The sequence below is a fragment of the Trabulsiella guamensis ATCC 49490 genome (assembly GCF_000734965.1).
GTDB classification, from domain to species: domain Bacteria; phylum Pseudomonadota; class Gammaproteobacteria; order Enterobacterales; family Enterobacteriaceae; genus Trabulsiella; species Trabulsiella guamensis.
The window spans coordinates 1-26,064 of sequence record NZ_JMTB01000128.1 but is presented as its reverse complement, the minus strand read 5'-3'; the positions used below and the strand labels follow the sequence as shown (position 1 = coordinate 26,064).

The following is a 26,064-nucleotide window of genomic DNA, read 5'->3' as shown; positions in this document are numbered from 1 at the left end:
TTAAATAGGGTACAGGTCAAAGGTACAGCAAATGAACTGTACCTACAGACAGATGTTTTTTGGGGAATTTCGCACTATTATCAGTAATTAATGAACTGCGAAGCACTTATTACAATAAAAAAAACCCGAACATCAGATTACAGATAGTTCGGGCGGCCAGCGGCCAAACACCAGGGAATATTACTCCACTAATAATCATACAAAAGTACAGACGGCACAACATATTTTGTTGTGCCTTTTTTTATTTTTGTCAGCCTGCGATAGTTTAATAAAATTAATTATTGATCCTGGTGAATGAATATTGCTATCTGCTGATCCATACGTTTCCTGAAAAAAGAAGCCGGAGATCCCGGCTTCTTTAATCACTTCAGGTCAAAACGGGCGATGGTCACTTACCAGCTGTATTTCACCCCCAGCATGCCCTGGGTGTTGCTGTAGCCTTTGTCACCCATCTGCACACCCACGTTGCCCCACACGCTCAGACGGTCGTTCAGTTTGCCTTCCACGCCGGTGCGGATTTCGCCCAGGTTGCGGGCGCCGTCACGGCTGACCCGGGTACCGTCCATCTTCACGCCAAAGGCTTCGGTGTTGTGGATCCAGTTCACTTCCACGAACGGCTGGAACTCACGCTGTTTACCGTCATCCATTTTGTGGTGACTGTTCAGGTACGTTCTCACGCCCAGACGGGTCTGGATGTTGCCGTCGCCCTCGGTCTCGATGCGGGTGACGTCGTTCCGGGTGTGCGTTTTATCCTTCACGCCCATCCAGGTGACCTGCGCCTGCGGCTGGATATACCAGGTGTTCAGCGTGCCCTGGCTGCCGGTGAACTCACCGGCTTTCAGGGTGTAACCGGCTTCCAGGGAGGCCGTCAGCCCTTTCGATTTATACTCATCGCTGTCACGGTTTTCTGCGGTCACGCTGCTGTCGAACCAGTTGTACAGCATCCAGCTGTCGACATACGCCCCGGTTTTGTCCGCGTCATTCTGGTACCAGGTGCCGTACAGACCGGCACTGTAACCACTGACACGGCCGTCTGAACCGTAACCGGCACGGTCACTGCGGGTGTTACTGTGCTCATTCGCATAGCCCCCCATCACGCCCAGATGCCAGCGGTCGAGGCCGTCGGAACTCCACTGTGCAATGTCGCCGCCCAGCTGCAGCACGTAGCGGTTGCTCTGTGTTTTCAGCTGGCCGTCACCGGCAGAGGAACGCTCGTGGCCGCCGACGTGACGCATCCACATGCTGGTGGCGTTGTCGGTGTACTGCGGTTCACCGAGGCGGTCATGCAGGCGGTGGTTAAACAGCGTGTTGGCTGCCGCGACATTGCTGATATAGCTGCCCGCTTCCGGACGCAGTGCGTCAGGGGCGGTCGGGTCAACCACGGGTGGTTTGACCGGTTCGACTGGCGGTACCGTTCCGGTCCATTTACTGGTCAGATACCAGTTTTTCGCTGCAGTACCGGTGCCTTTCGCCAGGGTATAGACATAAGCGCCTGCTTCCACGGTGCCGGTGGTCAGGGCGAAGTTACCGGCAGAGTTGCCGTCCACATGGACCAGCTCAATGCCGTTCACCGTCTGTGCGCCGGTGCCGCCTGCGCGGGTCACGCTGACCCGGGTATTGCCCGTCGTGTCACCGTGAACCGTCAGTTTATCTGTCGGCGAGTCATCACCGTCAAGTACCGTGTTAAGCGCCAGCAGACCGTCGCTGCCGGTATAGTTGCCGTTGACCACTAGCTGGTTACCGGTTTTGCCGCCGGCGAGATTCAGCGTGCCACTGCTGGTCAGGTTGCCTCCCAGCGTCAGGTGACCGGCTGGCCCGGTTTCATAGCCGGGCAGGGCGTTCATGGCGCTGAGCATGCCGCTGTTCACGACATTGCCTCCTGCCATACCCTGACCGCCCAGCGTACCGCCCTCAGCCACCGTCACATCGCGGGCTCCCTGTCCGCCCAGCACGGTGTCAGGCGAGCTCAGTACCACAGTGGCGCCATCAGCAATCATCACACCGGCTGTCATGCCATTGTTCACACCCTCCACCGTCAGGATGCCGCCGTTCACGTTCAGCTGACCGTCTCCGGTCATCTCTCCCTTCACGTTACCGCCCTGCGTGAGATTCAGCGTCCCGGCATTCAGCGCCAGCGTACCGTCCGGTTCAGTGTTCAGGACGCCCGCTGTCTGGAGGGTACCGTTAAGGTCGGCAGTGGCACCGCTGCTGATGTTCAGCTCGCTGGTATTGCCAAGCGCGCCGTCTGCATCGGTACGCAGAGTACCACTCAGGACTGTGGTGTCGCCGGTGTAGTCGTTACCACTGTCCGACAGGGACAGTACATCGCCGTCTGCCGTCAGGATGGCCAGATTACCGCTGCCGGTGATGCGGGCAGACTGATCCGCGGCTGCACCGGTGGCACCCGGGTCTCCCTCAAGTGTCAGGGTCTGACCCTGCAACAGTTCCAGTTCTTTCAGGCCATAGTTGACGTACAGACCGTCCTGGTTACCGGAAGTCCCGGTTGTTGTCAGGCGGTAATCGTATGTACCTTTCGCCACGGTGCTGCCCCCCTGGGCGATATTCACCTGCGTGGCATCGGTGATGATGTTGCCGTTCTGGTCCCGGAGTTCCAGGTTACCCCCACTGCCGGTGACCTGTGTGGCGCTGACCAGTTGTACCTCAATACCGGCCTCGTCCTGCGTCATCAGGGATGAGGTGGTGCTGGTCTCATGGTCAGGGTCATACGATGCCGGAACCGTAATCTGTACCGTACCGGTACCGGATGCCTCCAGTGTCGTGGTTGTCATATGACTGGCTGCCACTTTCTCATCCGGGAGGGTCGCGTTAAAGACCATTTCTCCTCCGGCGAAGGTGAGACCGCCGATGACCTGCTCACCATCCGCCACGGTGGTGATGCTGCCGGTGTTCGCGTTCAGGATGGCGTTTGTCAGGGCATCGGTGTTCACGCCCCCCAGCGCCAGGGTCGCATTGCTGAGGTCCACCGTTCCGGCAAACGCGCTGCCTGCCGTGGAAGCGAAGTCAAAGGCTTCACCGGCCGTGTCTGCCTTCAGTATCCCTGTGCCGGTCAGCTCATTCTGCAGGGTGTAAGCCCCGGCCGTGGTCAGGTCCGTCAGCCCGTTGTCGTTCAGTGCCGCTGCCGAAGCCAGGGTGGCATCGGTCACATGCAGCGTACTGCCGGACTGGACGTCGTATGTTCCGGTAAACTGACTCCCCGTTTCCGTGGCCGTGACATCCGCATTGCCTGTCAGCATCACGGTACCGGCACCGGTGACACTGTTGTTCAGGTCACCGTGATAACCGTCCAGCGACAACGTGCCGGTACCATGAGTACGGACCGTCGCCGTGCCCGCATTCTCCTCACTGGAAAAATGCAACAGGGATGCATCCTGAACATCCCAGACGCCGGCAAACAATGCATTATCTGCCGTGGCTGAAATGTCCGTTTCGTTGCTCAGTGCGACTGTACCAGTACCGCTGAGGCTGTTAACCAGCGCCCCGGTCACGTTGTCCAGCGTCAGGGTGCCGTCATCGGAGATATCACCAGTGCCTGCGCCCTGAACATCATTAATGCTCACTTGTGCGCCGTTACTGATAGTGGTGGCAACGCTCAAATCACTGTTGGCACCGCTAATCGTCAGCACACCCCCATCGATAGTCAGATTACCGGCGCCAGTCAGACTACCGTCACTGAGACCGCCGTTCTGCAGAATCAGCGTACCGCCGTTAACGTTGAGAATGGAATCTGCCTGGCCTGTCAGCATACCGACAGTCTGCACCGTGCCGTTAAGGTCAGTGATGGCATTACTGCTGATGTTCAGCTCACTGGTGTTACCCAGCGCGCCATCTGCATCGGTACGCAGGGTCCCGGCCTGTACCTGTGTGGTACCGCTGTAGTCATTCAGCCCGCTGGACAGCGAGACGAGACCGGTTGTATTTACCGCGAGGTTTCCGCTACCGGAGACTTTCGCTGACATGTCCGCATCCGCCCCGGTGGCACCCGCAAACTCAGCCAGCGTCAGTGTCTGCCCGGCATGGATATCCACTTCCTTCAGACCGTAGTTGATGTACAGACCGTCACCGGGTGCGGTGGTCATACGGATACCATACAGCCCGTCAGCGACCACCGTGCCGTTCTGTGCAATGGCGACAGTTTCGTCAGTCCCGAGGGTATCCCCGTTCTGGTCGGTCAACATCAGTGAACCGCCGGAGCCGATGACGGTATCTGCCTGTACCAGTTGAATATCTGCGCGCGTGTCATCCTGCTGCAGCAGGTTCAGACTGGTGTCCGGGTCAGCCATCAGTCCCGGGTCATTCCACGGGTCAGCCAGCGTCACCTGAACGTTACCAGTGCCGCTTGCCTGGAAATCCCGGCCATTGCGGCTGAAAGTCCCGGTCTGCAGAACACCGTCAGACTGTGTCGCACCGGGCAGGGAGATATCCAGCGCCAGAGTGCCGCCATTAAAGGCCAGACCGTCGGTATGCTGAACCCCGTCGCTCACCGTGGTGGTGTTCCCGGTACTGGTCATCAGCATGGCATCTGTCAGTGCTGCGGCGTTATCGCCGGAGAGGGCAAACGTGCTGTTTTTCAGGTCAGCGACCCCGGCGAAGGCGGTGCCGGCAGACGGAGCAAAATCAAACGTGTCTGCGGCTGACGCCAGGTCCACACTCAGCAGGCCGTTACCCGTGAGCAGGTTGCTGAAAGTGAAATTCCCTGAACCGTCTGTGGTGGCGCCTGCCACCTCCAGCGTCCCGGGCGCGGCAATGTTAACCGCGCTGGTGCCGAGACCGGTATTGCCGGTAGTTGACTGCACGGTGGTGGAGAGCGTACCACCATTGACCTGTGTGGTGCCGCTGTAAGTGTTCTCTGTATTCAGGACCGTATGCCCGGCGTCCTGCATCACCGTGCCGTTGCCGGTAATCAGCGGGGTGAACTGGTAGTCAGTGCTGGTATGGTTAAAGACGAGGGTGCCCGTTCCTGCGCCCATGTTCACACTGTCAGCACCGGTGATAAATCCGGCACCCGCTGCCGACTCACCGTGTGCCGCACCGATGTTGAGGGTGCCGGAACTGCCGGACTGCATCGCCAGTTCTACGGGGTTCTCTGTTTCCAGGGTACCACCGTTACTCAGGGTAAGTGTGCCGGAGCCCATCATGCCAAGATAAACGAGTGGAGAACGTAACAGGGAGTCAGCACCGTCGACGGTGATGGTGCCATTTGCAGTGGCTATCATCCCGGTGGCTATGAGCGTTTTGTTACTGACTGCGCCCCCGCTATGGATATTAACAACGCCGGTTCCTGACATTCCCACCATGAGATTACCTGCACCGTTCTGGGTCAGAGCCGAACCCTGTCCCTCCACGTTCAGCACCCCGGTGCCGCCTTCACTCCCTCCCACGCTGAGCGTGGCCTCGTCAATACTTACAGTACCTCCTTCCGTGATATTCAGGGTACCGCTACCATAACTCCCGATAGCTGACGCGTTACTCATATCAAGGTGACCAGCCTGACTGACGTTAATGACGCCTGTACTGCCAGCGTCTGCACCGGCAGTGACTGTGTGAGTACTGGCCGTCCCGGAATTCGTGATGTTCAGTGTGCCCGTTCCGCTCTGGCCCACAGTTAAACTGTTCTGAGAGTCCAGAACAGAACCAGCGCCATCGACATTAAGGGTCCCGTTACCAGTCGCCGCGTTACCCAGGGTGATGGAAGCCTGCCCGCCGGAGACATTACCACCGGTGTTGATGTTAAGGGTTCCTGTACCGGCATCGCCCACTGTCAGTGAGGTCTGCGGATTGTTACCGAGATTCCACTGGGCCCCTGAGCTGACAGTGGCGGTTCCTGTGCCATCAGCGCGTTGTCCGAGCGTGCCGCCTGATGAATTCACGGTGGCACTGTTCGTGGCCGTCAGTTCACCCGTACCGGAATATCCCAGCGTCAGGGCACCGTTCAGATTCAGCGCGGAGCCTGTGCCGTCCACACTCACCGTGCCGCTCCCCCCGGAGGACCCTGCAACAGTACCCATGGCAACATTCGCCACGCCACCATCCGTAATCGTCAGAAAGCCGGTGCCTGTGGCGCCTAATATCAGCCCCCCGGCACTAATATTCAGTACTGAGCCGTCACCGTCCACATTCACGCTGCCGGTGCCTGTCGCCAGTGCACCGACCAGCATGCTGCCTGCGTTTACGGTCCCGGAATCAGTGACATTGAGAGTGCCGGTAACCCCCGTACTGTTTACGACACCGCCGTTAGCAATGATTAACGTACCCTCGCCATCATTACCCACTGTCATACCAGCTATGTTCAGTATCGAACCGGCCCCATCTACTGTGACGGTTCCTGTGCTGCCGGCTACTGACCCAATCGTACTGTAATCACCGGTTACGGTACCGCCATTGCTGATGATGAGCTCTCCCGTACCGCCATTGGTACTGCCCACGATAATGTTTCCTGCATCTGTGACGGGATTATCTTGTGTAACGGACAGGGGACTGTTACCCAGACTGCTGTCCACCGTCAGGTCAGCTGAAGCCATACCAGGCAGCGCCATCAGTACCAGCAGAGAAAGCAGGCGGACTGGTGAAGGGAGGCGGAATGAAAGTGGGATATTTTGTCGAGAGGTGGCCGCGGGTACCGTCAGGTTTACGGCTGATCCCGGCTGTTTCCCGTTCACCAATTCGGAGCAAACCTGAAAAACCCGCAGGGTGCTGTTCCAGATAACACGATAGATTTTATTCATGTTGCACACTCGTTAAATATTTGAGTCTGCCTGTTTAGATTATTGCTTTTATAGAAAATAACAGGCTTGTATTGTTAAATAATAAATAGCACCTGCCGCTTTCAGTGAATCCAACTGAACGGTAGCCTTTAATGAGTCAGAACTTTCGTTAAGTGAGGTGTTTTATTTACACTCCCATGGTTTAATTCTTTAAAAAGGAAATAGGTAACAGAGAGATGTGATGTACTTTTCCTTAGGTATTAACGAGTTAGGTCCATTGCTGTGTAAAGCGACGCATTGAAGAAATCGTTAATATTATTAATTGGTTCTTTGTCTCATCTTCAGTTTCCTGTGGAAATAGAATAACAATTTTATTCAGAGAATATGTCTGAAAAACATGCAGATGTCAGATGTTCTGCAGGCATTTCAGAGGGGCATCCCGTTCACTAATTTATTATGTATACCCTTAGAATGCTTTTTCAACGCAGTTTTACACTGCATAAAAATCATTTCAATATGACCTGGAGAATCGATGAGAACCGTTAATAACGGAGCTAAATTATTAAAGCAGGTAAATTCTTAGATTTGCTAATTTGTCAGGCGTGTTTTTCCGCGCTTTGCGTTGGCCGCAGGTGGGGAATTTAAGATATTTAAATACATTACCAGGAGTATCTTATATAAATGATCGTTGTATGAGTTTTTAGTCGATAGCACTAATTGCTAAAATAAAAAGAGGAGGATGAATTGATTAATTATCTGTTTGAAAAATATCTGTATTTTATTCGGTGATTTCCTAAGAGATATATCTTCCTTACCTGCACTGATGGCATGGTAGCTGAAATACTCCCGGGCGATGCGATGGCCTGACAGCACTAAATAACGGGAGCTATTTAGTGCTATTTTATTCATATTGAAGGCGAAATCATCATTCCTTTTCCGGCGAATCGCGAAGATCGGGGGTATTCGTCACCGCCATAATGAGCCCTTCAGGGCTGAGAAAACGGGTGACGGTCTGCCCCCAGGGCTCTTCCTGTAAACGGGTGAGCAAGGTATAGCCTTCGCGTTCCAGAATGTCGGTTGCACTGTGCATATCGGCGACTTCAATTTCAAGCCAGGCCTGAGGAGCTGGTAACGTATCAGGCCATTCTTCGGTACCAAAACATGAGAGCGCCACTTTATTCAGCGGCCAGACCGCGAAATACTTAATCCCCGGAATACGTTGTGAATGCAGATATCCCTCATAGCCATCAATGGTTTCAAGCGGCAGTCGTAACAGATCTTTGTACAAACGCTCACTTTCTTTCGCATTCGTAGTGACAGGGCCAAGCCCCGCCATGAACAATACTTCAATCCCTTCAGGTAGACGGGTCATCTTTACCTCCTGGTGCGCACATGATCACACGCTGGTTTCGTTCCATTAAAATCAGCGTCGATTGCCCGGCTGTGCTAACAGCCATAAAATATCCTTCTGGATAACAGGAAGCGTACGACACAATCCAGATTTCGCGTTGTAAAAAAGGGACGTATCAGGGAGACATGGACGATGAATTCATACTCTGGCGGGCTGGAGCCCATCGCAGGTAACCGCCACAGCGGAGTGACACAGCTTTTCTTCGCACCGTCGTTGCCATTGCGTGACCATATCTCACATTACACGGTGCAATTGCGTAACGTCTGTGAGCTACCGTCAGCACGCCCGCTGACGATCATCCCGGATGCCAGCGGCTGCCTGGTGTTCACCTTGAGTCACGGAGGGGTGAAACCGGTGTTCTGGGGCCCTGGCAGTGAAACGCATCAGGTGGCACGGGATTTCAACACTATCACGCTGCGTCTGCTGGTGGAGTTTCTGCCGGGCGGGGCATTTGGGCTTTTCGGCAGTCTTCCCTTGCATGAACTGCAAAACAGCCAGTGTCTGCTGGACGCCATCGACCCTGCGCTGGACAGGCTCTTTCGTTCTGTCGTGGAACGGCATTACCAGGACTGGCCGGTTCTTCTTCAGGCCGTCAACGACGCGCTGGTGCGGCACTTCGGTGCGATCGCGGAAAAACCGCTGCTGCGTCAGGTACTGACTCATGCTTCCCCGCTGAACGGGAGCATTCGTCTTAATACCCTGTCCGAGATGACGTCATACAGCGCCCGGCATATTAACCGCTTGTGCCAGGAGAGGATTGGCGTTTCCTGGAAATCGTTTGTCCGTATTCTCAGAGTAAATGAAGCGTGCCGGCGCATCCGTCACGGCGTTGTCGATTTGCGCACCCTTGCCTGCGACCTCGATTTCCATGATCAGGCCCATTTCAGTAAAGACTTCAAAATGCTATGCGGTGTAACGCCGTCTGACTATCAGCGGGATCTGTCGCATTTCTATGCCGAGGAGACGAAACTGTGCATGAATCTGCCGGGCCGCTATGCCCGGTGACGATCACGCGCTACGAATTTCCCCACTTCTCACAGAACGCCACAATATTGTCATCCTGAAAATCAGCCAGCCGTTCGATAATGGTCTCCAGAGGCCAGTCCCACCAGGCAATTTGCTGAAGCCGGGCACCGATGTGCGGTGAAAAGCGTAAGCGAATGGTTCTGGCGGGAACGCCGCCAACGATGGTGTAGGGCGCGACGTCTTTACTTACCACAGCGCCAGCGGCAATGACCGCGCCGTCACCGACGGCTACCCCCGGCAACACAATCGCGCCATGACCGATCCAGACATCGTTGCCGATGGTGACTACCGCGTCACGACGCTGAGAGAAAAACGCATGATCGCGAACGGCGTGAGGAGAATAGTATTCGGGGCAATAGGTGATGCGATGCTGCGACGGACGCTCCATCGGATGGTTCGGCGCGCCAATGCGGACGTTATTGGCAATCGCCACAAACTTGCCAATTGTGGCATCGGCCACCGTGACGTATTCGCCGAGATAGGAAAAATCACCCAGCGTACTGTATTCCATCACGCTGCTGGCAAGTACTTCACACTGTAAACCGATACGGCATTCACGGATCCGGACACTGGGGTCAATCCAGGTTTCTGCTAATTTTGCCAGCTTCATGGTGATTTCTCTTATCTTTCTGTTTCGGGAATTAAAACAAGGAAATCTGACAAAAATATGACCGGGTGATTTTCGCGTTGCTGGGGCTTAAACGCCGCGTTCATTTTTTGTTCGTCTGTTTGTCATTAAAGCGTCATCAACGACGTTGTTAATATCCCTCGAATGACATAACTCTCTGGACAATATGATGAACAGAGCACAAGCACAAAACGTAATCATTGAACATGCCCCGGCGGTGTTGCCGAAGGTGAATTACCTGCGACTGCAAAATAAGAAAGTATTAAGCGTTAAGCATTTATACAAATCTTATAATAATCATTCACCTGTACTCTCAGATATTAATTTCGATCTACATGCCGGTGAAATGGTGGGGGTTATCGGCCGCTCCGGTGCGGGTAAATCAACCCTGTTGCATGTGCTGAATGGCACCCATCCGGCGACCTCAGGTGAGATCCTCGATTACCCGGATGTCGGCATGCCGCGGGATGTCGCTGTGTTGCGCGGGCGTGAGCTGAACCGCTGGCGCAGCAAATGCGGGATGATTTTCCAGGATTTCTGCCTGGTGCCGCGTCTGGATGTCCTGACCAACGTTCTGCTCGGGCGTCTCAGCCAGACATCGACGCTGAAATCACTGTTCAAGGTTTTCTCACAGGAAGACAGGGCAAGAGCCATCGACTTGCTGGAATGGCTGAACATGCTGCCGCATGCCCTGCAACGCGCGGAAAATCTCTCCGGCGGGCAGATGCAGCGTGTAGCGATTTGCCGGGCACTGATCCAGAACCCTTCCATTCTGCTGGCCGACGAACCGGTCGCGTCACTGGATCCTAAAAATACCCAGCGCATCATGCGCGTGCTGAGTGATGTCAGCGAGCAGGGGATCAGCGTCATCGTCAACCTTCATTCCATCGATCTGGTGAAAACGTATTGCACGCGTGCGATTGGCATCGCGAAGGGTGAGATTATTTTCGATGGTAATCCCGCCCTGTTAACCGATGATATTTTGCACAAGCTTTATGGCGATGAAATCAGCCAGTTACATTAATTTCTTTCCTACGACTACGGACACGCATAATGAAAAAATCGATGACTCGCGCATTTAGGATTTCCACTCTGATGGCAAGCCTGGTATTTGCCTGGCAGGTCAATGCAGCTGAACAACCGAAAGAACTTAACCTGGGTATTCTTGGCGGGCAAAATGCGACGCAGCAGATTGGTGATAACCAGTGTGTGAAGCAATTTCTCGATAAAGAATTAAACGTTGATACCAAACTGCGTAATTCTTCTGATTATTCTGGCGTTATTCAGGGGCTGCTCGGCGGTAAAGTGGACGTGGTGCTGAGCATGTCGCCGTCTTCTTATGCCTCGGTGTATATCAGCAACCCGAAAGCGGTCGATATCGTCGGCATCGCGGTGGACGACAAAGATCAGTCCCGTGGTTACCATTCCGTAGTGATTGTGAAAGCGGACAGCCCGTACAAAACGCTGGAAGACCTGAAAGGCACCGCGTTTGGCTTTGCAGACCCGGATTCCACCTCCGGCTTCCTGATTCCGAACCAGGAATTCAAACAGAAGTTTGGCGGCTCTGCGGACGACAAATACAACAACCACTTCTCCAGCGTGACGTTCTCCGGCGGTCACGAGCAGGACATTCTCGGCGTGCTGAATAACCAGTTCGCGGGGGCCGTGACCTGGGCGTCGATGGTCGGCGATTACAATACCGGCTATACCACCGGCGCGTTCAATCGGCTGATTCGCATGGATCATCCTGATCTGATGAAGCAAATCCGCATTATCTGGCAATCGCCGCTCATCCCGAACGGCCCTATTCTGGTGAGCAACAGCCTGCCGGCAGACTTTAAAGCCAAAGTAATCGCTGCCGTGAAAAAACTGGATAAAGAAGATCATGCCTGCTTCACCAAAGCCATGGGCGGCACACAGCACATCGGTCCGGGAAGCGTCGACGATTTCAAACAGATCATCGAGATGAAACGCGAGCTGGTTACTGCCCGCTAATCCCGTCCTGCCTGCTCCCCCGGCCTGTAGTCCGGGGGATTTTTTTAGTGATAACCCAGTGAGTGAACATGCGAAACACCGAATTTGAACGTTACTTTCGGGAGATAAAGTTACGCCAGACGCGGGATACCTTTACCTGGTCACTCTTGTTACTGGCGCTGTACTTCGCGGCGGGCAATATCGCGGAGTTTAATCTGTTGACTGTCTGGCACGCATTGCCGAATTTTCTCGATTACATCGTCGAAACCATCCCTACGCTGCATGTCTCCGTGCTGTTTGCCGACTCGCATACCAAAGGATCGCTGGCCTACTGGGGCTATCGGCTGCCAATTCAGTTACCGCTGATCTGGGAAACCCTGCAACTGGCGCTGGCAGCGACGCTCGCTGCCGCCGGGCTGGCGACGGTGTGTTCTTTTCTTGCCGCCAGCAATGCCTGGTCGCCAGCCTGGGTACGTTACAGCATCCGGGCGTTAGTCGCTTTTTTACGTACCATGCCGGAACTGGCATGGGCGGTGATTTTTGTAATGGCGTTCGGTATCGGCACGATCCCCGGTTTTCTGGCGTTGCTGCTGCACACTATCGGCAGCCTGACAAAATTGTTTTATGAAGCCATCGAAAGCGCGCAGGACAAACCCGTACGTGGGCTGGCCGCCTGCGGCGCCACGCCTTTTCAGCGAATGCGTTTCGCGCTCTGGCCGCAGGTGAAGCCTGTCTTCATTTCCTACAGCTTTATGCGCATGGAGATTAATTTTCGCTCCTCGACCATTCTGGGTCTGGTAGGAGCGGGCGGCATCGGCCAGGAGCTGATGACCAACATTAAACTCGATCGTTACGATCAGGTGAGCATGACGCTGCTGCTGATCATTATTGTGGTATCGCTGCTGGATATGCTCTCCGGCCGTTTACGTCACTGGGTGCTGGAGGGCAACAAATGAAAACCTGGCAGACTGAACCTGATCTGATCACCAGCCGGCAGAAACATGCGGAGCTGTACCATGCGCAGCCTCGTTATCTGCGCCGTATCGGCCTGCTGGCGCTGGCGATAGTGCTTTATTACGTCTGGTTTTTCCTGCAGTTTGGCCTTCCGCTCACGCAGGTATTTAACGGTGTGCAGGAACTGGGGCGCTATTTCCTGCGCATGTTTGTCTGGCGGGATTTTCTCAACTGGCCGTTTCAGTATTACTTCACGCAAATCCTCGTCACCCTGGGGATTGTTTTTGCCGGCACCATGACCGCGACGGTGATCGCGTTGCTGCTCTCATTCCTTGCGGCGCGCAATATTATGCAGGGCCCGGTGACGCGCATTATCGCGTTGCTGATGCGTCGTCTGTTTGACGTGCTGCGCGGCATTGATATGGCCATCTGGGGGCTGATCTTCGTGCGCGCGGTTGGGCTGGGGCCGCTGGCTGGCGTGATGGCGATCATCATGCAGGACACCGGGTTGCTGGGGCGTTTGTATGCGGAAGGGCACGAAGCGGTGGAGCGTTCACCGGGCCGCGGCCTGATGGCGGTTGGTGCGAACGGCCTGCAAAAGCATCGCTTCGGCATTTTCACGCAATCTTTCCCGACTTTTCTCGCGCTCAGTCTGTATCAGATTGAATCCAACACCCGATCTGCGGCGGTACTGGGTTTCGTGGGAGCAGGGGGGATCGGCCTGATTTACGCTGAGAATATGCGTTTGTGGAACTGGGATGTCGTCATGTTTATTACCCTCGTGCTGGTGGCGGTGGTGATGACCATGGACACCCTTTCGGCCTGGTTACGCCGTCGTTATATCCACGGCACGCCGATTCCGATGTTTGACGACAGGAAAAAGTAGCGGGTTTATCGCGCCTTTTTAAACAGGAAGATTATTTCTCGCAGGCGGGAATAAACGTCCCGCCTCTTCGTCTTATAGGTTCAACGTTTGCAAGGTGAGCCTGATTATGACGACCACTTCATTAACCCCCGGCCAGAAAATCGCCCGTCTCGCGCTGGTCGCCCTTGTGCCACTGGTACTGATTGTATTGTTTTTGTGGGTCGGCGGCTGGCTGACGCCGCAGCGCCTGACCTCCGATAAGTTGATCACGGTGTTGCAGCAGTCCGGCGGCGAACATCCGGGTTATCGCCGTAACCATGCCAAAGGTATCTGCGTAACCGGCAATTTCATTTCCAATGGCAACGCCAGCGCGATTTCGCGCGCTTCGGTGTTTTCACCAGGCGAAACGCCGGTCACCGGGCGCTTTGCTCTTGCCGGTGGTAACCCTGCCGCGCCGGATTATGCCGTACCTGTGCGCAGCATGGCGCTGGCGTTTCAGTTACCCGACGGCGAACAGTGGCGCACCGGCATGAACGCCATGCCATTCTTCCCGATCTCCACAGTAGAAGATTTCTACGAGCTTCAGGTGGCGACGCTGCCGGATCCGGCGACCGGCAAACCGAACCCGGAAAAATTTAAGGCGTTTATCGCGAAACATCCGCAGATATTGCCTTTTCTCGCCTGGTCTAAGCAGTATGTTCCGTCATCAAGCTGGGCCAGTGACCGTTTCAATGGTCTGAATGCTTTTCGTTTTATCAATCGGTCCGGCGAAACGCATCTGGTGCGCTGGAGCATGGTGCCGCATGCCAGCTATCAGCCGATCACTGCGGAAGATAAAAACAACAGCAATTTCCTGCAGACTGATCTGCAACAGCGACTGGCGCAGGGGCCACTGAAATGGGATCTGCTGATCACCGTCGCTCATGCAGAAGATGATGGCAGTGATGCGGCAAAAAGCTGGCCCGCAGATCGGCAAGTCATTAATGCCGGCACGTTAGTACTGACCCACGCCACTGCTCAGGCGCAGGGGCCGTGCAATGACATCAATTACGATCCGCTGATTTTGCCAGACGGCATTGCCGCCTCCGACGATCCTTTACTCAATGCGCGTTCCTCTGCTTATGCCAAATCCTACAACGCGCGCACCCGTGAACAGGCAGGAGAGCATTTATGAAACAGGTTGCGTATTTTCACCCGGCGCTACGCCTGCTGCACTGGTTAATGGCCGCAGCAATACTGACTATGTTGTTTATTGGTGTGGCGATGGTCGCCACGGTATCGTCACTGCACGGTTTGCTGGTGGCTATCCACAAACCGCTGGGGCTGATGATCCTCGTGCTGGTGGTGGTGCGTCTGGGGTTACGTTTCTCAACTGCCACACCGCCGTTGCCGGATTCGTTACCTGGCTGGCAGCGTGTGGCGGCGCACGCGTCGCACTGGGCGCTGTATGCGATGATGCTGGCGCAGCCGCTGATCGGCTGGGCGATGCTGTCGGCAGCGGGGTATCCGATTACCCTGGGCGGGCGCTTCGTGTTACCGCCGATCCTGCCGGTGAGCAACGACAGTTATGCGATCCTGCGCCCGCTGCATTCTCTGGTTGCGCTGGCGCTGTTTGCCACCGTAATGTTGCATCTGGCTGCGGCGCTACGCCATGCGCTGATACTCCGCGACGGCGTATTCCAGAGCATGTCGGGAACCCGTAAACGGTGAAGGAGTGTTATGTCACAGCTGACTGATTCTGAGATCCGCCAGGTGATGCCGCATCTGCACCGTTTTGCGCTGTGGCTGACCCGTAATCCGCACAGTGCGGAGGATCTGGTGCAAAGCTGCCTGACCAAGGCGCTCACCCGCCAGCCGCAACATGACGACGCGCACAGCCTGCGCGCCTGGCTGTTCACCATCCTTTACCGCCAGTTCATTGATGGCGAGCGGCGGCGCAAACGCTATCTGAAGCTCCTCTCTTTTTTTACCGGTGAGGAGGCGGTGGGGTATTCCACCGAATCGCTGGCGATAACCGACGATACGCTGGCGCAGTTCGCCACGCTGCCGACCGATTATCGCGCCGTTTTGCTGCTGGTGAGCGTTGAAGGGCTGAGTTATAAAGAGGTCGCTGAAACGCTGGATATTCCGCCCGGCACCGTGATGTCACGGCTCTCCCGGGCGCGTAAACTGCTCCATGAGAAATTAGAAGGTAAGGTAACGCCGTTACCGCTGAGGAGACTGAAATGACTTTGCCCCCGGATGAACACGATCTGCATGCCTGGATGGATGGCGAAGCAGATGACGCGACCTCAGCGCGCGTGGAGCGTTTTCTGGCTGAAAACCCCGACGCGGCAGCCCGGGTGGCAGGCTGGCGCCAGGACGCGCAGCAGTTGCGTCAGGCGATGAACCGCCAGACTGTCGCACTGGAAAGCCCTGAACCCCATTATTTCCGTCGTCAGGTTCGCCAGCAACGACAGTGGCGACTGGCCACCGCCTGCGCGCTGGTGCTGGCGCTGGGCGTCGGTGGGGTGACTGGCTGGCAGATGAAAGCATCGCAACTGTTGATGAGCCATCAACCCATGGAAGATGCGGTGCAGGCCTATAAGCTTTTCGACAACGCCGCGCTCACCCCCATGGATGTGGTGGCTACCCGGCAGACTGAACTGAGTCGCTGGGTTGCACGCTATTTTATCAATGGCGTGCCGCCGCCGGATCTCGAACAGTACGGATTCAAACTGCGGGGCGCACGGCTGATGGCGACCGCGCAAGGCCCGGCCGCACTGGTAATGTATGAAGATCCGCAGGGAACCCGTGTCGGCTGGTATATCCGCCCGTTAAGCCCGGTGAAATTACCGCAGGGCGAGCGCCAGGGGGAAGAGGTGATGGCGCAATACTGGAGCGACGAACACTATAACTATGCGTTAGTCACGCCGCTCAATGCCAGCGGGGTGAATGGGCTGCGAAAAGCTATCTCACAGGCGACCAGCTGATCACACCGTAGGGACGGTGCCGCCATCGATCAGGTATTCCGTCCCCGTAATCGCCCGCGCGCGATCGGAAGCCAGGAAGGCAATCAGGTTCGCCACCTCTTCGGGTTTTGCCGGGCGTCCGAGCGGGATCCCACCCAGTGAATCCATAATGATTTTTTTACCCCCGGCATAATCTGTTCCCGCCTGCTCAGCCAGTCGCTCTGCCAGATGCACGGCGGCTTCGGTTTCAATCCAGCCCGGCGCGACGCGCAACACGCGAATGCCTTTGGGCGACACCTCTTTTGACAGGCTTTTGCTGTAGGCCGAGAGCGCGGCTTTCGCGGCAGCGTAGGCGGTCGTCGCTTCCGGCAAGGGCATCAGACGCTGAATGGACGAGACATGAATGACGACCCCTGCGCCACGCGCAATCATGTCCGGCAGCAGCAGCCTGTCCAGCCGCACCGCGGGTAGCAGATTAAGTGCCAGTTCCTGTTGCCATTGCTGTTCATCCAGCGCGGCAAATCCCCCGGCAGGGGATGACGATCCTCCCAGCATATGCACGATGATGTCCACGCCGCTGAGGCGTGCCTGTACCTGCTGCGCCAGCTGCCGGCACCCGGCGTCAGTGGTTAAATCAGCGGCGACAAACAGCGTATCATCCTGACTATTTTCAGGGCGGTGACGTGCCACGGTCATCACCTGCGCCCCCAGTTCACGAAACAGCGCGACCGTTGCCGCCCCTGCGCCTTTGGTACCGGAGGTGACCAGTGCGCGTTTACCTTCCAGCGACAGAAATTCCGCCATTTAATTCTCTCCCGATGCGTTGTTGTTCATTTCAGTTATCTGGTTAATCGTGCTTGTTAACTCTAGGGAAGGGCGATAATTTGGACAACAGGGATAAACATAAACGCCTTGATGAAGGAATCGGGATAATGTCGCGTGTTACGCTGAATGATTTACAGGCGGTACTCACTATCGCCCGCCGGGGAACTTTTCGGGCGGCGGCGATCGATTTAGATATGTCGACCACCGCGTTGAGCCATACCATCGCACGGCTGGAGGCGTAGCTTGAGGTGCGACTGTTTAATCGCACCACCCGCAGCGTGGCGCTGACCGAGGCCGGGCAACTTCTGGTTGAGCAACTGGGGCCGTCACTGCAGGGGGTAAATGATGCGCTGGAGGCGGTACGCGCGCGTAAGGGGACGCCGTCCGGCGTGTTACGCATCAATGCGCCGCCATTTGCTGCACTCACGTTGTTTTCGACGCTGATCGTCGAGTTTCTGCGCCGTTTCCCGCAGATGCATATTGATCTGGTCACCGAAGGGCGGCTGGTGGATATCGTGGCGGAAGGGTTTGATCTCGGCGTCCGGGTTGCCGGTCTGGTGCCACAGGATATGATTGCCCTCTCTCTCGGGCGACCGCAGCGTTTTGCGGTGGCTGCGTCACCGGGTTACCTTGCACAACACGGCACGCCGACGACGCCCGGCGATCTGCTCAGACATGCCTGCCTTCGCGTGCGTCTGCCGGACGGCGCGCTTTATCGCTGGCATCTGGAAAAGCAGGGGGAGGTGGCGCATGTGGAAGTGAACGGGCCGCTGACGCTGGACGATGCGGCGCTTTCCCGCGCCGCCGTACTTGAAGGGCTCGGCATCGGTTTCTTCCTCGAACAGAACGTGATCGACGATATTGCCGCCGGGCGCATGGTGCGCCTGCTGGATGACTGGACGCCACCGTTTCCGGGGCTGTGTCTTTATTATCCTGGCAGACGCCACCCCTCCGCCGGACTGGCGGCGTTTCTGGCGCTGGCGCGCGAGGTGGCGCAGCGGTAAGTTATACCCGCACGACCCCGACGGTCAGAATAATATTGGCGAAGCGTCGCGTTTCGCCGGAAGCAATCACAAGCAGCGTATCGGAAGATTTGGCCTCGGCGTAAAATGCTTCGCGCGCCAGCCAGTTAAATTCCGTATCGGGTGATAACAGGCGCTGATACTCTTTTTCAATGGTATTATCAAAGTCGGCGGGGGAGGCCATCAGCGTCGCGCTTTCCACATTGATATATTTCAGCAGTTTCTCAAGAATTAACGGGCTGTTGATCATCCCGGGAGCAAAATTCAAATAGATGATCGTGGCGGTGGGGGCAGAATTAGTCACGAAAGAATAGTTGCTATCGGCGAGCAATATTTTCGTTTTATGTCCACATTTTGCCAGGACGCTTAATAGCTCCGGGTGAATAATGTCTGTTTTAAGCATAATGATCCCTGTAAAACGTGCCAGGCCATTATTGATCCTGGCATGTTTAAATTGACGGTTGCCACTGCTTTTCCGTCACATACGATAAATGCCGCCGTTAATATCAATAGTGGCACCGGAAATAAAACCATCGTATTCAGAAGCAAGGAAACGAATGGTGCGCGCCACATCTTCGGCGGTACCCGCACGTCCCAGCGGAATGGCGCTAATGGTTTCATCAGCGGATTCTTTAGTGGTATGGACATTATGGAAACGGGTGCCAAGAATCAGCCCAGGCGCGACGGCATTAACGCGAATACCATACTGCCCCAGCTCAGCTGCCAGCGAACGTGTCCAGGTCAGTACCGCGCCTTTGGTAGTAGAGTAGACCAGTGAGCCAGAATGCCCGCCAGAGCGGCCTGCCAGCGAGGCGAGGTTGACAATGCTGGCACCATCTTTGGCAGCTTTGAGGTACGGCAACGCGCTTTGCGTGACGTTCAGCATGGTGGTCATGTTGACGTCAATAACGGTCTTCCAGAAGGCCTGGTCAATTTCGCCCATCCATTTTCTGGCAATAATCCCGCCGACGTTATTGATCAGAATATCAATACCACCGAGGAATTCCGCGGCAAGAGAAACACATTTCGCGGCATCGACTTCATTGGTTAAATCCGCATGACCGTAAGCCGCTTTTTGCCCCAGAGAGGTTGCCAGCGCCGCCAGTTCTTTCGGACCTTCTTCTCCGCTAAAGTAATGGATATAAATATCGCATCCGGCCTCGATCAGCGCTTTCGCGGTCGCCTTGCCGATCCCTTGTTCTGCGCCAGTAATCAGCACTTTTTTTCCGGAAAGATTACCCATTTTAAGCTCCTGTATATGATTTTTGCGATTAACAAACTGCAAATCTGAATTATTATTTTGTGGCCTTCATTACTTTTTTAAGGCAATAACGGCCCCTGGCCATTTCTGACCAATAAATTTCCCTGGTGTTGGCAGCTTTATTTACGCCGCCGCTCTTTCCTTAAAGAAAATTAAGGCTCTCCCTTCTCAATTACCGACTGGCGGCTAATGAGTTTGGGAACAAATAAAAACTCCTCCGGTGTAAGATCCGGGTTTTCAATGCGTGTCAGCAGGCGATCGACCATCATCGTGACCATATCAGCCAGCGGCGGCATCACCGAGCTCATCGGCGGCTGTACCAGATCAGCGAGCGGGATGTTATCAATGCCGATGACCGACATATCCTGCGGGATGCGTATTCCCGCGCTGCGTAACCCGGCCATCAGACCAATGCCCATCGCGTCGTTGATGGCGACTATGCCATCCGGGCGAGGCGATTGTTCAAGCACTTTGGCCGCCAGCGAGCGACCCAGTTCGGTCATTTCAGCATCGCCGTAGGCTTCCCCGGCTTTGCCTTCAATAACCTGTGCGCTCTCCTGCAGACCATGGCGGTTGACGGCAGAATAGAAGCCCTCAATTTTATGCAGACGGCTTGGCAACTGTGTGGCTTCGGTGACGAACACCAGCTGTCGGCAACCTCGTTCAATTAAATGCTCTGCCGCCAGTCGTCCTGCTTCGACGTTATCCATCGATACACTGTCAAACGGCGGATTACCGTCCGGCGCATGTACTGACATCAGGCTGTCGTAGTTCACCATTACCATGCCGTGGCGGGCAGCGTTGGCGAAGTGGGGGCGATCCATTGCCGTTGCGACAACAATCACGCCCTTCACGCCATGGGCAAACATATCTTCCAGAAAGGCTTTTTCTTCGTCTTCCTGGCGATAGGTATTCCCTAACAGTACCCGGTACTGATTGGCTTTGGCGACGCGATCAACTTCACGCGTCAGCATGGCAAAGCTGGGGTTCACAATCGACGGCACCAATAAGCCAATCATTCTCGCCTGGCCGGTTTTCAACTGCTGAGCCACCCGGTTTGGCAGATAATTCAGGTCACGCATGGACTGCCGGATGCGCGCAAGTGTCTCGGGGCGCATCTGATTGGTGCGACCGTTCAGCACATTCGACACGCTACTGACGGAAACACCAGCGTGATTCGCGACATCCCTGATATTAGCCATACTGCCCTCATTATTTACGCGTTTACTTAATTATCTGTTAATACAACCCTTTTAGCGATCAGTATCCTGCCAGACCCGGTAACCAGGTGGTGATGACAGGGATCATCGCAATCAGGATGATGCCGAACAGAGATACCAGCAGATACTTCACCATCGGGCGGATCACGTTCTTCATCTCCACCCCACAGATGGCACAGGTGGTATATAACCCCAGGCCGATAGGCGGTGAGAACAAGCCGAAGCCCATTGCCAGAATCATCACGATACCGTAGTGCAGCGCGTTAAAGCCCAGCTGTACGGCAATTGGCACCAGGATCGGGGCGAAGATGATAAGCGCTGGCGCTCCTTCCAGAACCGCACCGAAGACAATCAGGATGATAATGGTCAGCAGCAGGAAGACCCAGGCACCTTGCGAGTGGCCAATGCCGACCAGCAATTCCGCAATTTGCTGAGGGATCATCTGGATCGTCAGCACATACGACAGGCTGGTGGCGCAGGCGACGATGAACAACAGCACGCCAGACATTGCCGCAATGTCGATAAACATCTTCACGGTAGCGCGCAGTGTCAGTTCACGGAAAGCCAGGCGACCAATCACAATCGCATACACCACCGCAAATGCGGAGATTTCCGTTGATGTCGCGATCCCCATCATGACTCCACGGCCAATCATGAAGATCATCGCCAGACCGACAATCGCCCCTAACCACAGTTGCAACAAAGGACGCATTTGCGGGTAGGCTTCGCGAATGTTGATCTTGCCACCAAAACGGTTAGCCGCGATCAGCATCAGTACCAGCAGACAGGCGGCAGGCATCAGACCGGCAATAAACAGCGCACCGATGGAGATGTTAGCTACGAAGCCCAGCACAATCAGGTTAACGCAAGGGGGAATGGTCTCCGCGACGACCGCGGAAGCAGCAAACACCCCCGCCGCTTCTTCAGAGTCTTCTTTCGCACGACGAACGGCTGGCATTAACACACCACCCACGGCAGCAACGTCCGCCAGTTTCGACCCGGAAATCCCGGAGAAGAAGGCCATCGACAGCACCGTGGTCATGTTCAGACCGCCGCGGAAACGCCCCATGCCTCGCACGACCAGTTCCACCAGGCGCGTTGACATGCCATTGATTTCCATTGCCGCACCCGCCAGCAGGAAGAACGGAATCGCCAGCAGCACGAAGTGATCCACCCCGGCGACGACCTGTTGGGAGAAGAAGACGAACGGCAGGGAAGGGTCGCAGATGAAAAATGCCATCGCGGACATCCCAAGCGTAAAGGCAATCGGTACGCCAGCGAGAATGCCCAGCACAAAACAGATCAACATCAGTCCGGCGGCAGCGGTTGCCGGGTCTGCCATCAGGGAGAGTTTCAGCCATCCCAGCAGAATTAACACCAGAATACCTGCGCCACTGATCAGGACAACTTTCGCCGGCGCTTTCAGCGCGTGTTCCAGCGCGGCGAGCATCATCACACTGGTGCCGATAAGCACCGGAATGACCGAGATAATTTGCGGCAGCCCGGTTTCCGTGGTTTGCAGGCGAGCCGCCATCAGCAGATCGTAGCTGGAGACCACCAGTCCGATAGCGACCAGCAGCAGTATCCAACGACTGGCATGCACAATATAAGGACGGACAGATTCCGGAATGAAGCGCAAAAAGAGATCAACACCGATATGTCCGCCGCGCCCGGTCGAGGTCGCCACGCCGAAGAATACCAACGCAATCATCATGGCGCGCGCCATCTCTTCCGCCCATTCGATCGGGGAGTGGAGGGCATAGCGCCAGATGACGGAGGCGAAAACCACCAGTACGTTGATCAGTAAAACCAGCCCGCCGGCCCAGGCGGTCAGTGTTGTCAGGAATTTATTCAGCCGGGAAAGATAAGCCAGCGGCCGCGCGGGGGTTTTGATTGCCATCGATGTGTCAGCCATATCGAACCTCGTTATAAAGCTCCCGTCGGTGGCGGCCAGCCAGATGCCGGCCGCCAGGATGAATGAAAGGGGCGGGAATTACTCCGCTGCAGTCACTTCATCAACGACAGTTTTCATATTTGGATATTTTGCCAGGAACTCATCCCAGACGGGTTTCACATCTGCGCGCAGGGCATTGCGATCAATCTCATGGAACTGCATACCGAGAGTTTTCAGTTGCGCCACCGCTTTCTCTTCGATCTTATAAGATTGCTGACGTTCGTATTCGGTTGCTTCGCGAGCCGCCGCCAGGAATCCAGGACGCAGTTTTTCCGGGATTTGCTGGAAGCTGTTTTTGTTCATCGCAATCATGATCGGGTTATAGATATGCTGCGTCAGGCTTGCGTTTTTGGCGATCTCATAGAACTTGTTCGCGAGCACGGTTGCGGAGTCATGCTCCAGACCATCAATGACACCCATTTGCAGACTGGAATAAACTTCACCGCCTGGCATCGGAATAGAAACGGCGCCCATATGGTTAATGGTGGCGATGAAGTTAGGTACCGGCAGAACGCGGATTTTCAGGTTTTTCAGATCTTCCGGTTTTTCGACCAGTTTTTTGGTATAGATGTTGCGAGCACCAAGGTTGTAGGCGTAATCGACAACCACCACGTTGGCTTTTTTCAGCATCAGATCAGACAGCTCTTTACCGGCTTTACCGTCCAGTGCTTTGCCCACCTGATTCCAGTCTTTAAACAGATAACCCAGATCCAGCACGCCGATTTCAGGCACCAGCGTTGCCCAGATAGAAGTACCGGAAATCATCATGTTGATGGCGCCGATACGCACTTGTTGTGTCGCATCCGCTTCTTTACCGAGCATCGCGTTAGGGAAGTAGTTGAGTTTAATCTCATCCTTCAACTGTGGATCTTTTTCGATGTTCGACTGCAAACGTTTAAACCAGATGTAGTGTGCAGAGTTGTCATCTGCCGTCAGCGACGAGTAAACACGAAAGGTCACTTTTGCTTCGGCAAGGTTGGTCACTGCACCAGCCGCGAACAGCATAGAGGTAAGTAAGGTTCCGACGAGAGTTTTACGGAAAAAAGGTTGCTGGATGTTCATCATGTTAATCCTTGTGTGAAAACAGTTGTTCTATTGTTCCCGACCGATAGCACGGTCTGTCAGGGCATGACTACGACTTTCTTATTCTTCTGTAACGTTACACTAAATCGTTACAGAGGACGTTATAGTGTAATTTTCGTTCAGACAAGTCCTGGGCGAAAGGAAAAATGAAATTTGTGAGCGGTGATAAAAAAATCAAAGAAACGGAAATGAAACTCGTCGGCAAAGATAAATGTACAGTCACTGTTTAGCGGAATGAGGAGGATCTTCAAAAAGACAGAATTGTTACTATTTTGTAAATTTCCATCGACATTGAATACTTATTAAATCCTCATTTTGCTTTTTTCTAAGGAAAAAGCAGCATTTTTTTGGGGGGTATAGTTTTGACGATATTTCTTGTGTAATTTTCTCCTGGTAAACAGTGCTTTATGAGGTTTTTTTTGCGAGTTTATTAGGAGTATTGATCATAGTGTAGGGAATAATTAAAAGAAATAATAGTATTATTTTCTGAGATAAATAAAACCAGGAAATATTCTCTATGATTATTGTCTTAGTTTGTATTAGAATTTTTATAAGTATTAATTGGATTTGCTAAGCAATACTGATAAAAAAAACAGTACATCTAAGAATTATCTTACGTGAATGCGGTAAATATAGTAAAAAAAAGTACAAGTTTCGCCTGGGAAGTGTTTTGTTGTGTATGAAAATTGACGTTTGTATTGACGCTAGTGAATGCAAAAGATTGACTATTTTTGGTATTAAGGATATTCTCATGATAGTAATTCAGAATTTGTAAAGAATTGTGTCAATAACGCGTCAAGTGTTATCGGCATTGTTTTAAACATTTTCAAGGAAATGACTTACGCCTGGAAAATCTCATCTTCGTATCTTCAATATTTATCGACTTCAGATACAGACTTTTTATCCCTATTGATGAGACGAAATGTATTCAGTGTCGTGTAACACGATGTTTACTTTAGTAGGCAGCGCTGTCTGCCTGTTCATATGACGATAAAAACCTTTAGGACCCTATTGTAAGGAAACGATAGGGTCAGGCACTTGTTAGCTATTAGCATTACTACGACTTTTAGCATCAAGGCAAATAGGGATGATTTATGAAAGCATTATATCTGGGTGAAAAGAATCTCGGCAGTCTGGGCATTATCAGCATCATTGAGGCCAGCTACCAGATGGCGTCGGTTACGTTGAAAAGTATCGAAAATTTTCTCGAAGAAGGTACTGAACCGCAGCAGTACAGCATAGCTATTATTGACGGTAAGACATTGCATACGTGTCCTGCGTACCAACTGAAGCAAATCTCACAGCTGCTCAACTGCCCCGTTCTGTTTCTGGTGGAAGAGGAACAGCCATGGCAAAAGTATCTGGAGCAGATCGACCATGTTCATGGTGTGATTAAGCGTGAGAGTGACATCGATTTTTTTATAAATACAATCAACATCATACGCAATGGTGGTTATTGTTATTCATGGGATGTCCACTCGATAATGAATAATGGCTCAGCAATGTTAAATGATGAGTACTACGCTTCGGCAGGCCTTACACGCAGGGAGATTGAAATCCTGAAAATGTGCCTTGACGGCGCTACTAACAAGGCGATATCTATCCGGTTGTCACGAAGTGAAAAAACGATCAGTGCGCATAAATCCAATATATTGCGGAAGCTTGGTGTGAAGCGCTTCTCTGATCTCTTTTTCCATTGTCGCTGACATTTTTCCTTAAAAACACCATTCTGAAACAGGAAAAGCAATATCATTTTGATATTGCTTTTCCTGTTTGCTTCGCTGTATTTGTGAAACGTGCAATCAGATACAAAATGATTTTGTGATCAAGAAATTATTACGGTGAATTTAAGAACATCTTAATTTATTTGCATATTACTTATTTTTTCTTTGTTTCGATAAGGAGAATGCCGCTCTGTCAACGCAGTACGCAAGCGGTTGCCTGTGAATTTCGTTATAAAACATAGGATTATGAGATATTTCAGAGGTAGGAATGACTAAGGGCTATCAGGCGCAGCTTAGCGAAGAGGAAATTCTGCGAGATGGTGTTCATGTTTTGATTAACTAATTGATGATAAGTTAGCGCCAGCTCTTCCGAATAAGGGACCTTTTGCCTGTTCAAGAATGGAAGCGTCCTGGCTACATATCATGATGTCTGGAGTATATAAA

21 protein-coding genes are annotated in these 26,064 nt (G+C 53.7%); 12 read left to right on the top strand and 9 right to left on the bottom strand.

Annotation, left to right across the window (positions count from 1 at the left end):
• Positions 1-392 precede the first annotated feature (392 nt).
• Complete coding sequence (locus GTGU_RS24075; RefSeq protein ID WP_051857429.1) at positions 393-6,743, bottom strand: autotransporter outer membrane beta-barrel domain-containing protein; 6,351 nt, start codon at positions 6,741-6,743, stop codon at positions 393-395.
• A gap of 904 nt (positions 6,744-7,647) precedes the next feature.
• Positions 7,648-8,094 carry a VOC family protein gene (locus GTGU_RS22675; protein WP_038163056.1) on the bottom strand — a complete coding sequence of 149 codons (447 nt, stop codon included), beginning with the start codon at positions 8,092-8,094 and terminating at the stop codon, positions 7,648-7,650.
• 171 nt (positions 8,095-8,265) lie between these two features.
• On the opposite strand from GTGU_RS22675, the gene GTGU_RS26745 reads away from it, so the two are divergent.
• Positions 8,266-9,138 carry an AraC family transcriptional regulator gene (locus GTGU_RS26745; RefSeq protein ID WP_245609638.1) on the top strand — a complete coding sequence of 291 codons (873 nt, stop codon included), beginning with the start codon at positions 8,266-8,268 and terminating at the stop codon, positions 9,136-9,138.
• A gap of 10 nt (positions 9,139-9,148) precedes the next feature.
• Here GTGU_RS26745 and GTGU_RS22665 read toward each other — a convergent pair whose 3' ends face one another.
• The gene (locus GTGU_RS22665; protein WP_038163053.1) at positions 9,149-9,769 is read right to left on the bottom strand and encodes a DapH/DapD/GlmU-related protein; all 621 of its coding nucleotides are present in this window, start codon (positions 9,767-9,769) and stop codon (positions 9,149-9,151) included.
• Positions 9,770-9,956: 187 nt separating this feature from the next.
• Here GTGU_RS22665 and phnC point away from each other — a divergent pair, with 187 nt between their 5' ends.
• The 8 genes from phnC to GTGU_RS22625 all read left to right on the top strand — a co-directional run bounded on the left by phnC (position 9,957) and on the right by GTGU_RS22625 (position 16,552).
• Positions 9,957-10,811 (top strand): phosphonate ABC transporter ATP-binding protein, encoded by an 855-nt coding sequence (gene phnC / locus GTGU_RS22660; protein WP_038163051.1) that lies wholly within the window; start codon positions 9,957-9,959, stop codon positions 10,809-10,811.
• Positions 10,812-10,840: 29 nt separating this feature from the next.
• Positions 10,841-11,782, top strand: a complete 942-nt coding sequence (gene phnD, locus GTGU_RS22655) for a phosphonate ABC transporter substrate-binding protein (protein ID WP_038163048.1) — start codon at positions 10,841-10,843, stop codon at positions 11,780-11,782.
• A gap of 68 nt (positions 11,783-11,850) precedes the next feature.
• Positions 11,851-12,717 (top strand): phosphonate ABC transporter, permease protein PhnE, encoded by an 867-nt coding sequence (gene phnE / locus GTGU_RS22650; RefSeq protein ID WP_425427534.1) that lies wholly within the window; start codon positions 11,851-11,853, stop codon positions 12,715-12,717.
• Positions 12,714-13,601, top strand: coding sequence for a phosphonate ABC transporter, permease protein PhnE (phnE, locus tag GTGU_RS22645; protein WP_038163044.1), 888 nt, complete (start codon positions 12,714-12,716; stop codon positions 13,599-13,601). The genes phnE (GTGU_RS22650) and phnE (GTGU_RS22645) overlap by 4 nt, the downstream gene beginning before the upstream one ends.
• Positions 13,602-13,707: 106 nt before the next feature.
• On the top strand, positions 13,708-14,754 hold the full coding sequence (locus GTGU_RS22640) for a catalase family peroxidase (protein WP_038163041.1): 1,047 nt from the start codon (positions 13,708-13,710) through the stop codon (positions 14,752-14,754).
• Positions 14,751-15,290, top strand: coding sequence for a cytochrome b (locus tag GTGU_RS22635; RefSeq protein WP_038163038.1), 540 nt, complete (start codon positions 14,751-14,753; stop codon positions 15,288-15,290). The genes GTGU_RS22640 and GTGU_RS22635 overlap by 4 nt, the downstream gene beginning before the upstream one ends.
• A 9-nt stretch (positions 15,291-15,299) precedes the next feature.
• Positions 15,300-15,809, top strand: a complete 510-nt coding sequence (locus GTGU_RS22630) for an RNA polymerase sigma factor (protein WP_038163034.1) — start codon at positions 15,300-15,302, stop codon at positions 15,807-15,809.
• A complete protein-coding gene (locus GTGU_RS22625; protein ID WP_038163031.1) occupies positions 15,806-16,552 on the top strand; it encodes an anti-sigma factor family protein in 747 nt (248 codons plus the stop codon). The genes GTGU_RS22630 and GTGU_RS22625 overlap by 4 nt, the downstream gene beginning before the upstream one ends.
• On the opposite strand, the gene GTGU_RS22620 is transcribed toward GTGU_RS22625, so the two are convergent.
• Positions 16,553-17,335, bottom strand: coding sequence for an SDR family oxidoreductase (locus GTGU_RS22620; protein WP_038163029.1), 783 nt, complete (start codon positions 17,333-17,335; stop codon positions 16,553-16,555). It lies immediately after the preceding gene.
• A gap of 128 nt (positions 17,336-17,463) precedes the next feature.
• On the opposite strand from GTGU_RS22620, the gene GTGU_RS26740 reads away from it, so the two are divergent.
• Together GTGU_RS26740 and GTGU_RS22615 are read left to right on the top strand one after the other, a co-directional pair.
• Entirely contained in the window at positions 17,464-17,598 is a 135-nt protein-coding gene (locus GTGU_RS26740; RefSeq protein ID WP_245609637.1) for a helix-turn-helix domain-containing protein, read from the top strand.
• Between the two features lie 6 nt (positions 17,599-17,604).
• Positions 17,605-18,360, top strand: a complete 756-nt coding sequence (locus GTGU_RS22615) for a LysR family transcriptional regulator (RefSeq protein ID WP_245609636.1) — start codon at positions 17,605-17,607, stop codon at positions 18,358-18,360.
• Position 18,361: 1 nt separating this feature from the next.
• Here GTGU_RS22615 and GTGU_RS22610 read toward each other — a convergent pair whose 3' ends face one another.
• From GTGU_RS22610 to GTGU_RS22590, 5 genes are all read right to left on the bottom strand, one after another.
• On the bottom strand, positions 18,362-18,781 hold the full coding sequence (locus GTGU_RS22610; RefSeq protein WP_038163028.1) for an RbsD/FucU family protein: 420 nt from the start codon (positions 18,779-18,781) through the stop codon (positions 18,362-18,364).
• A 75-nt stretch (positions 18,782-18,856) separates the two neighbouring features.
• On the bottom strand, positions 18,857-19,621 hold the full coding sequence (locus GTGU_RS22605) for an SDR family NAD(P)-dependent oxidoreductase (protein ID WP_038163027.1): 765 nt from the start codon (positions 19,619-19,621) through the stop codon (positions 18,857-18,859).
• A 170-nt stretch (positions 19,622-19,791) separates the two neighbouring features.
• Positions 19,792-20,841 carry a LacI family DNA-binding transcriptional regulator gene (locus GTGU_RS22600; RefSeq protein WP_038163026.1) on the bottom strand — a complete coding sequence of 350 codons (1,050 nt, stop codon included), beginning with the start codon at positions 20,839-20,841 and terminating at the stop codon, positions 19,792-19,794.
• Positions 20,842-20,899: 58 nt separating this feature from the next.
• Complete coding sequence (locus GTGU_RS22595; protein ID WP_038163024.1) at positions 20,900-22,774, bottom strand: TRAP transporter large permease; 1,875 nt, start codon at positions 22,772-22,774, stop codon at positions 20,900-20,902.
• A 78-nt stretch (positions 22,775-22,852) separates the two neighbouring features.
• Entirely contained in the window at positions 22,853-23,878 is a 1,026-nt protein-coding gene (locus GTGU_RS22590) for a TRAP transporter substrate-binding protein (RefSeq protein ID WP_038163021.1), read from the bottom strand.
• Positions 23,879-24,990: 1,112 nt separating this feature from the next.
• On the opposite strand from GTGU_RS22590, the gene GTGU_RS22585 reads away from it, so the two are divergent.
• Positions 24,991-25,602, top strand: a complete 612-nt coding sequence (locus tag GTGU_RS22585) for a helix-turn-helix transcriptional regulator (protein WP_038163019.1) — start codon at positions 24,991-24,993, stop codon at positions 25,600-25,602.
• Positions 25,603-26,064: the final 462 nt, after the last annotated feature.

Coding starts and splice junctions, on each gene's coding strand:
- GTGU_RS24075 (WP_051857429.1), bottom strand. CDS start 6,743: ATGAATAAAATCTATCGTGTTATCTGGAACAGCACCCTGCGGGTTTTT.
- GTGU_RS22675 (WP_038163056.1), bottom strand. CDS start 8,094: ATGACCCGTCTACCTGAAGGGATTGAAGTATTGTTCATGGCGGGGCTT.
- GTGU_RS26745 (WP_245609638.1), top strand. CDS start 8,266: ATGAATTCATACTCTGGCGGGCTGGAGCCCATCGCAGGTAACCGCCAC.
- GTGU_RS22665 (WP_038163053.1), bottom strand. CDS start 9,769: ATGAAGCTGGCAAAATTAGCAGAAACCTGGATTGACCCCAGTGTCCGG.
- phnC (WP_038163051.1), top strand. CDS start 9,957: ATGAACAGAGCACAAGCACAAAACGTAATCATTGAACATGCCCCGGCG.
- phnD (WP_038163048.1), top strand. CDS start 10,841: ATGAAAAAATCGATGACTCGCGCATTTAGGATTTCCACTCTGATGGCA.
- phnE (WP_425427534.1), top strand. CDS start 11,851: ATGCGAAACACCGAATTTGAACGTTACTTTCGGGAGATAAAGTTACGC.
- phnE (WP_038163044.1), top strand. CDS start 12,714: ATGAAAACCTGGCAGACTGAACCTGATCTGATCACCAGCCGGCAGAAA.
- GTGU_RS22640 (WP_038163041.1), top strand. CDS start 13,708: ATGACGACCACTTCATTAACCCCCGGCCAGAAAATCGCCCGTCTCGCG.
- GTGU_RS22635 (WP_038163038.1), top strand. CDS start 14,751: ATGAAACAGGTTGCGTATTTTCACCCGGCGCTACGCCTGCTGCACTGG.
- GTGU_RS22630 (WP_038163034.1), top strand. CDS start 15,300: ATGTCACAGCTGACTGATTCTGAGATCCGCCAGGTGATGCCGCATCTG.
- GTGU_RS22625 (WP_038163031.1), top strand. CDS start 15,806: ATGACTTTGCCCCCGGATGAACACGATCTGCATGCCTGGATGGATGGC.
- GTGU_RS22620 (WP_038163029.1), bottom strand. CDS start 17,335: ATGGCGGAATTTCTGTCGCTGGAAGGTAAACGCGCACTGGTCACCTCC.
- GTGU_RS26740 (WP_245609637.1), top strand. CDS start 17,464: ATGTCGCGTGTTACGCTGAATGATTTACAGGCGGTACTCACTATCGCC.
- GTGU_RS22610 (WP_038163028.1), bottom strand. CDS start 18,781: ATGCTTAAAACAGACATTATTCACCCGGAGCTATTAAGCGTCCTGGCA.
- GTGU_RS22605 (WP_038163027.1), bottom strand. CDS start 19,621: ATGGGTAATCTTTCCGGAAAAAAAGTGCTGATTACTGGCGCAGAACAA.
- GTGU_RS22600 (WP_038163026.1), bottom strand. CDS start 20,841: ATGGCTAATATCAGGGATGTCGCGAATCACGCTGGTGTTTCCGTCAGT.
- GTGU_RS22595 (WP_038163024.1), bottom strand. CDS start 22,774: ATGGCTGACACATCGATGGCAATCAAAACCCCCGCGCGGCCGCTGGCT.
- GTGU_RS22590 (WP_038163021.1), bottom strand. CDS start 23,878: ATGATGAACATCCAGCAACCTTTTTTCCGTAAAACTCTCGTCGGAACC.
- GTGU_RS22585 (WP_038163019.1), top strand. CDS start 24,991: ATGAAAGCATTATATCTGGGTGAAAAGAATCTCGGCAGTCTGGGCATT.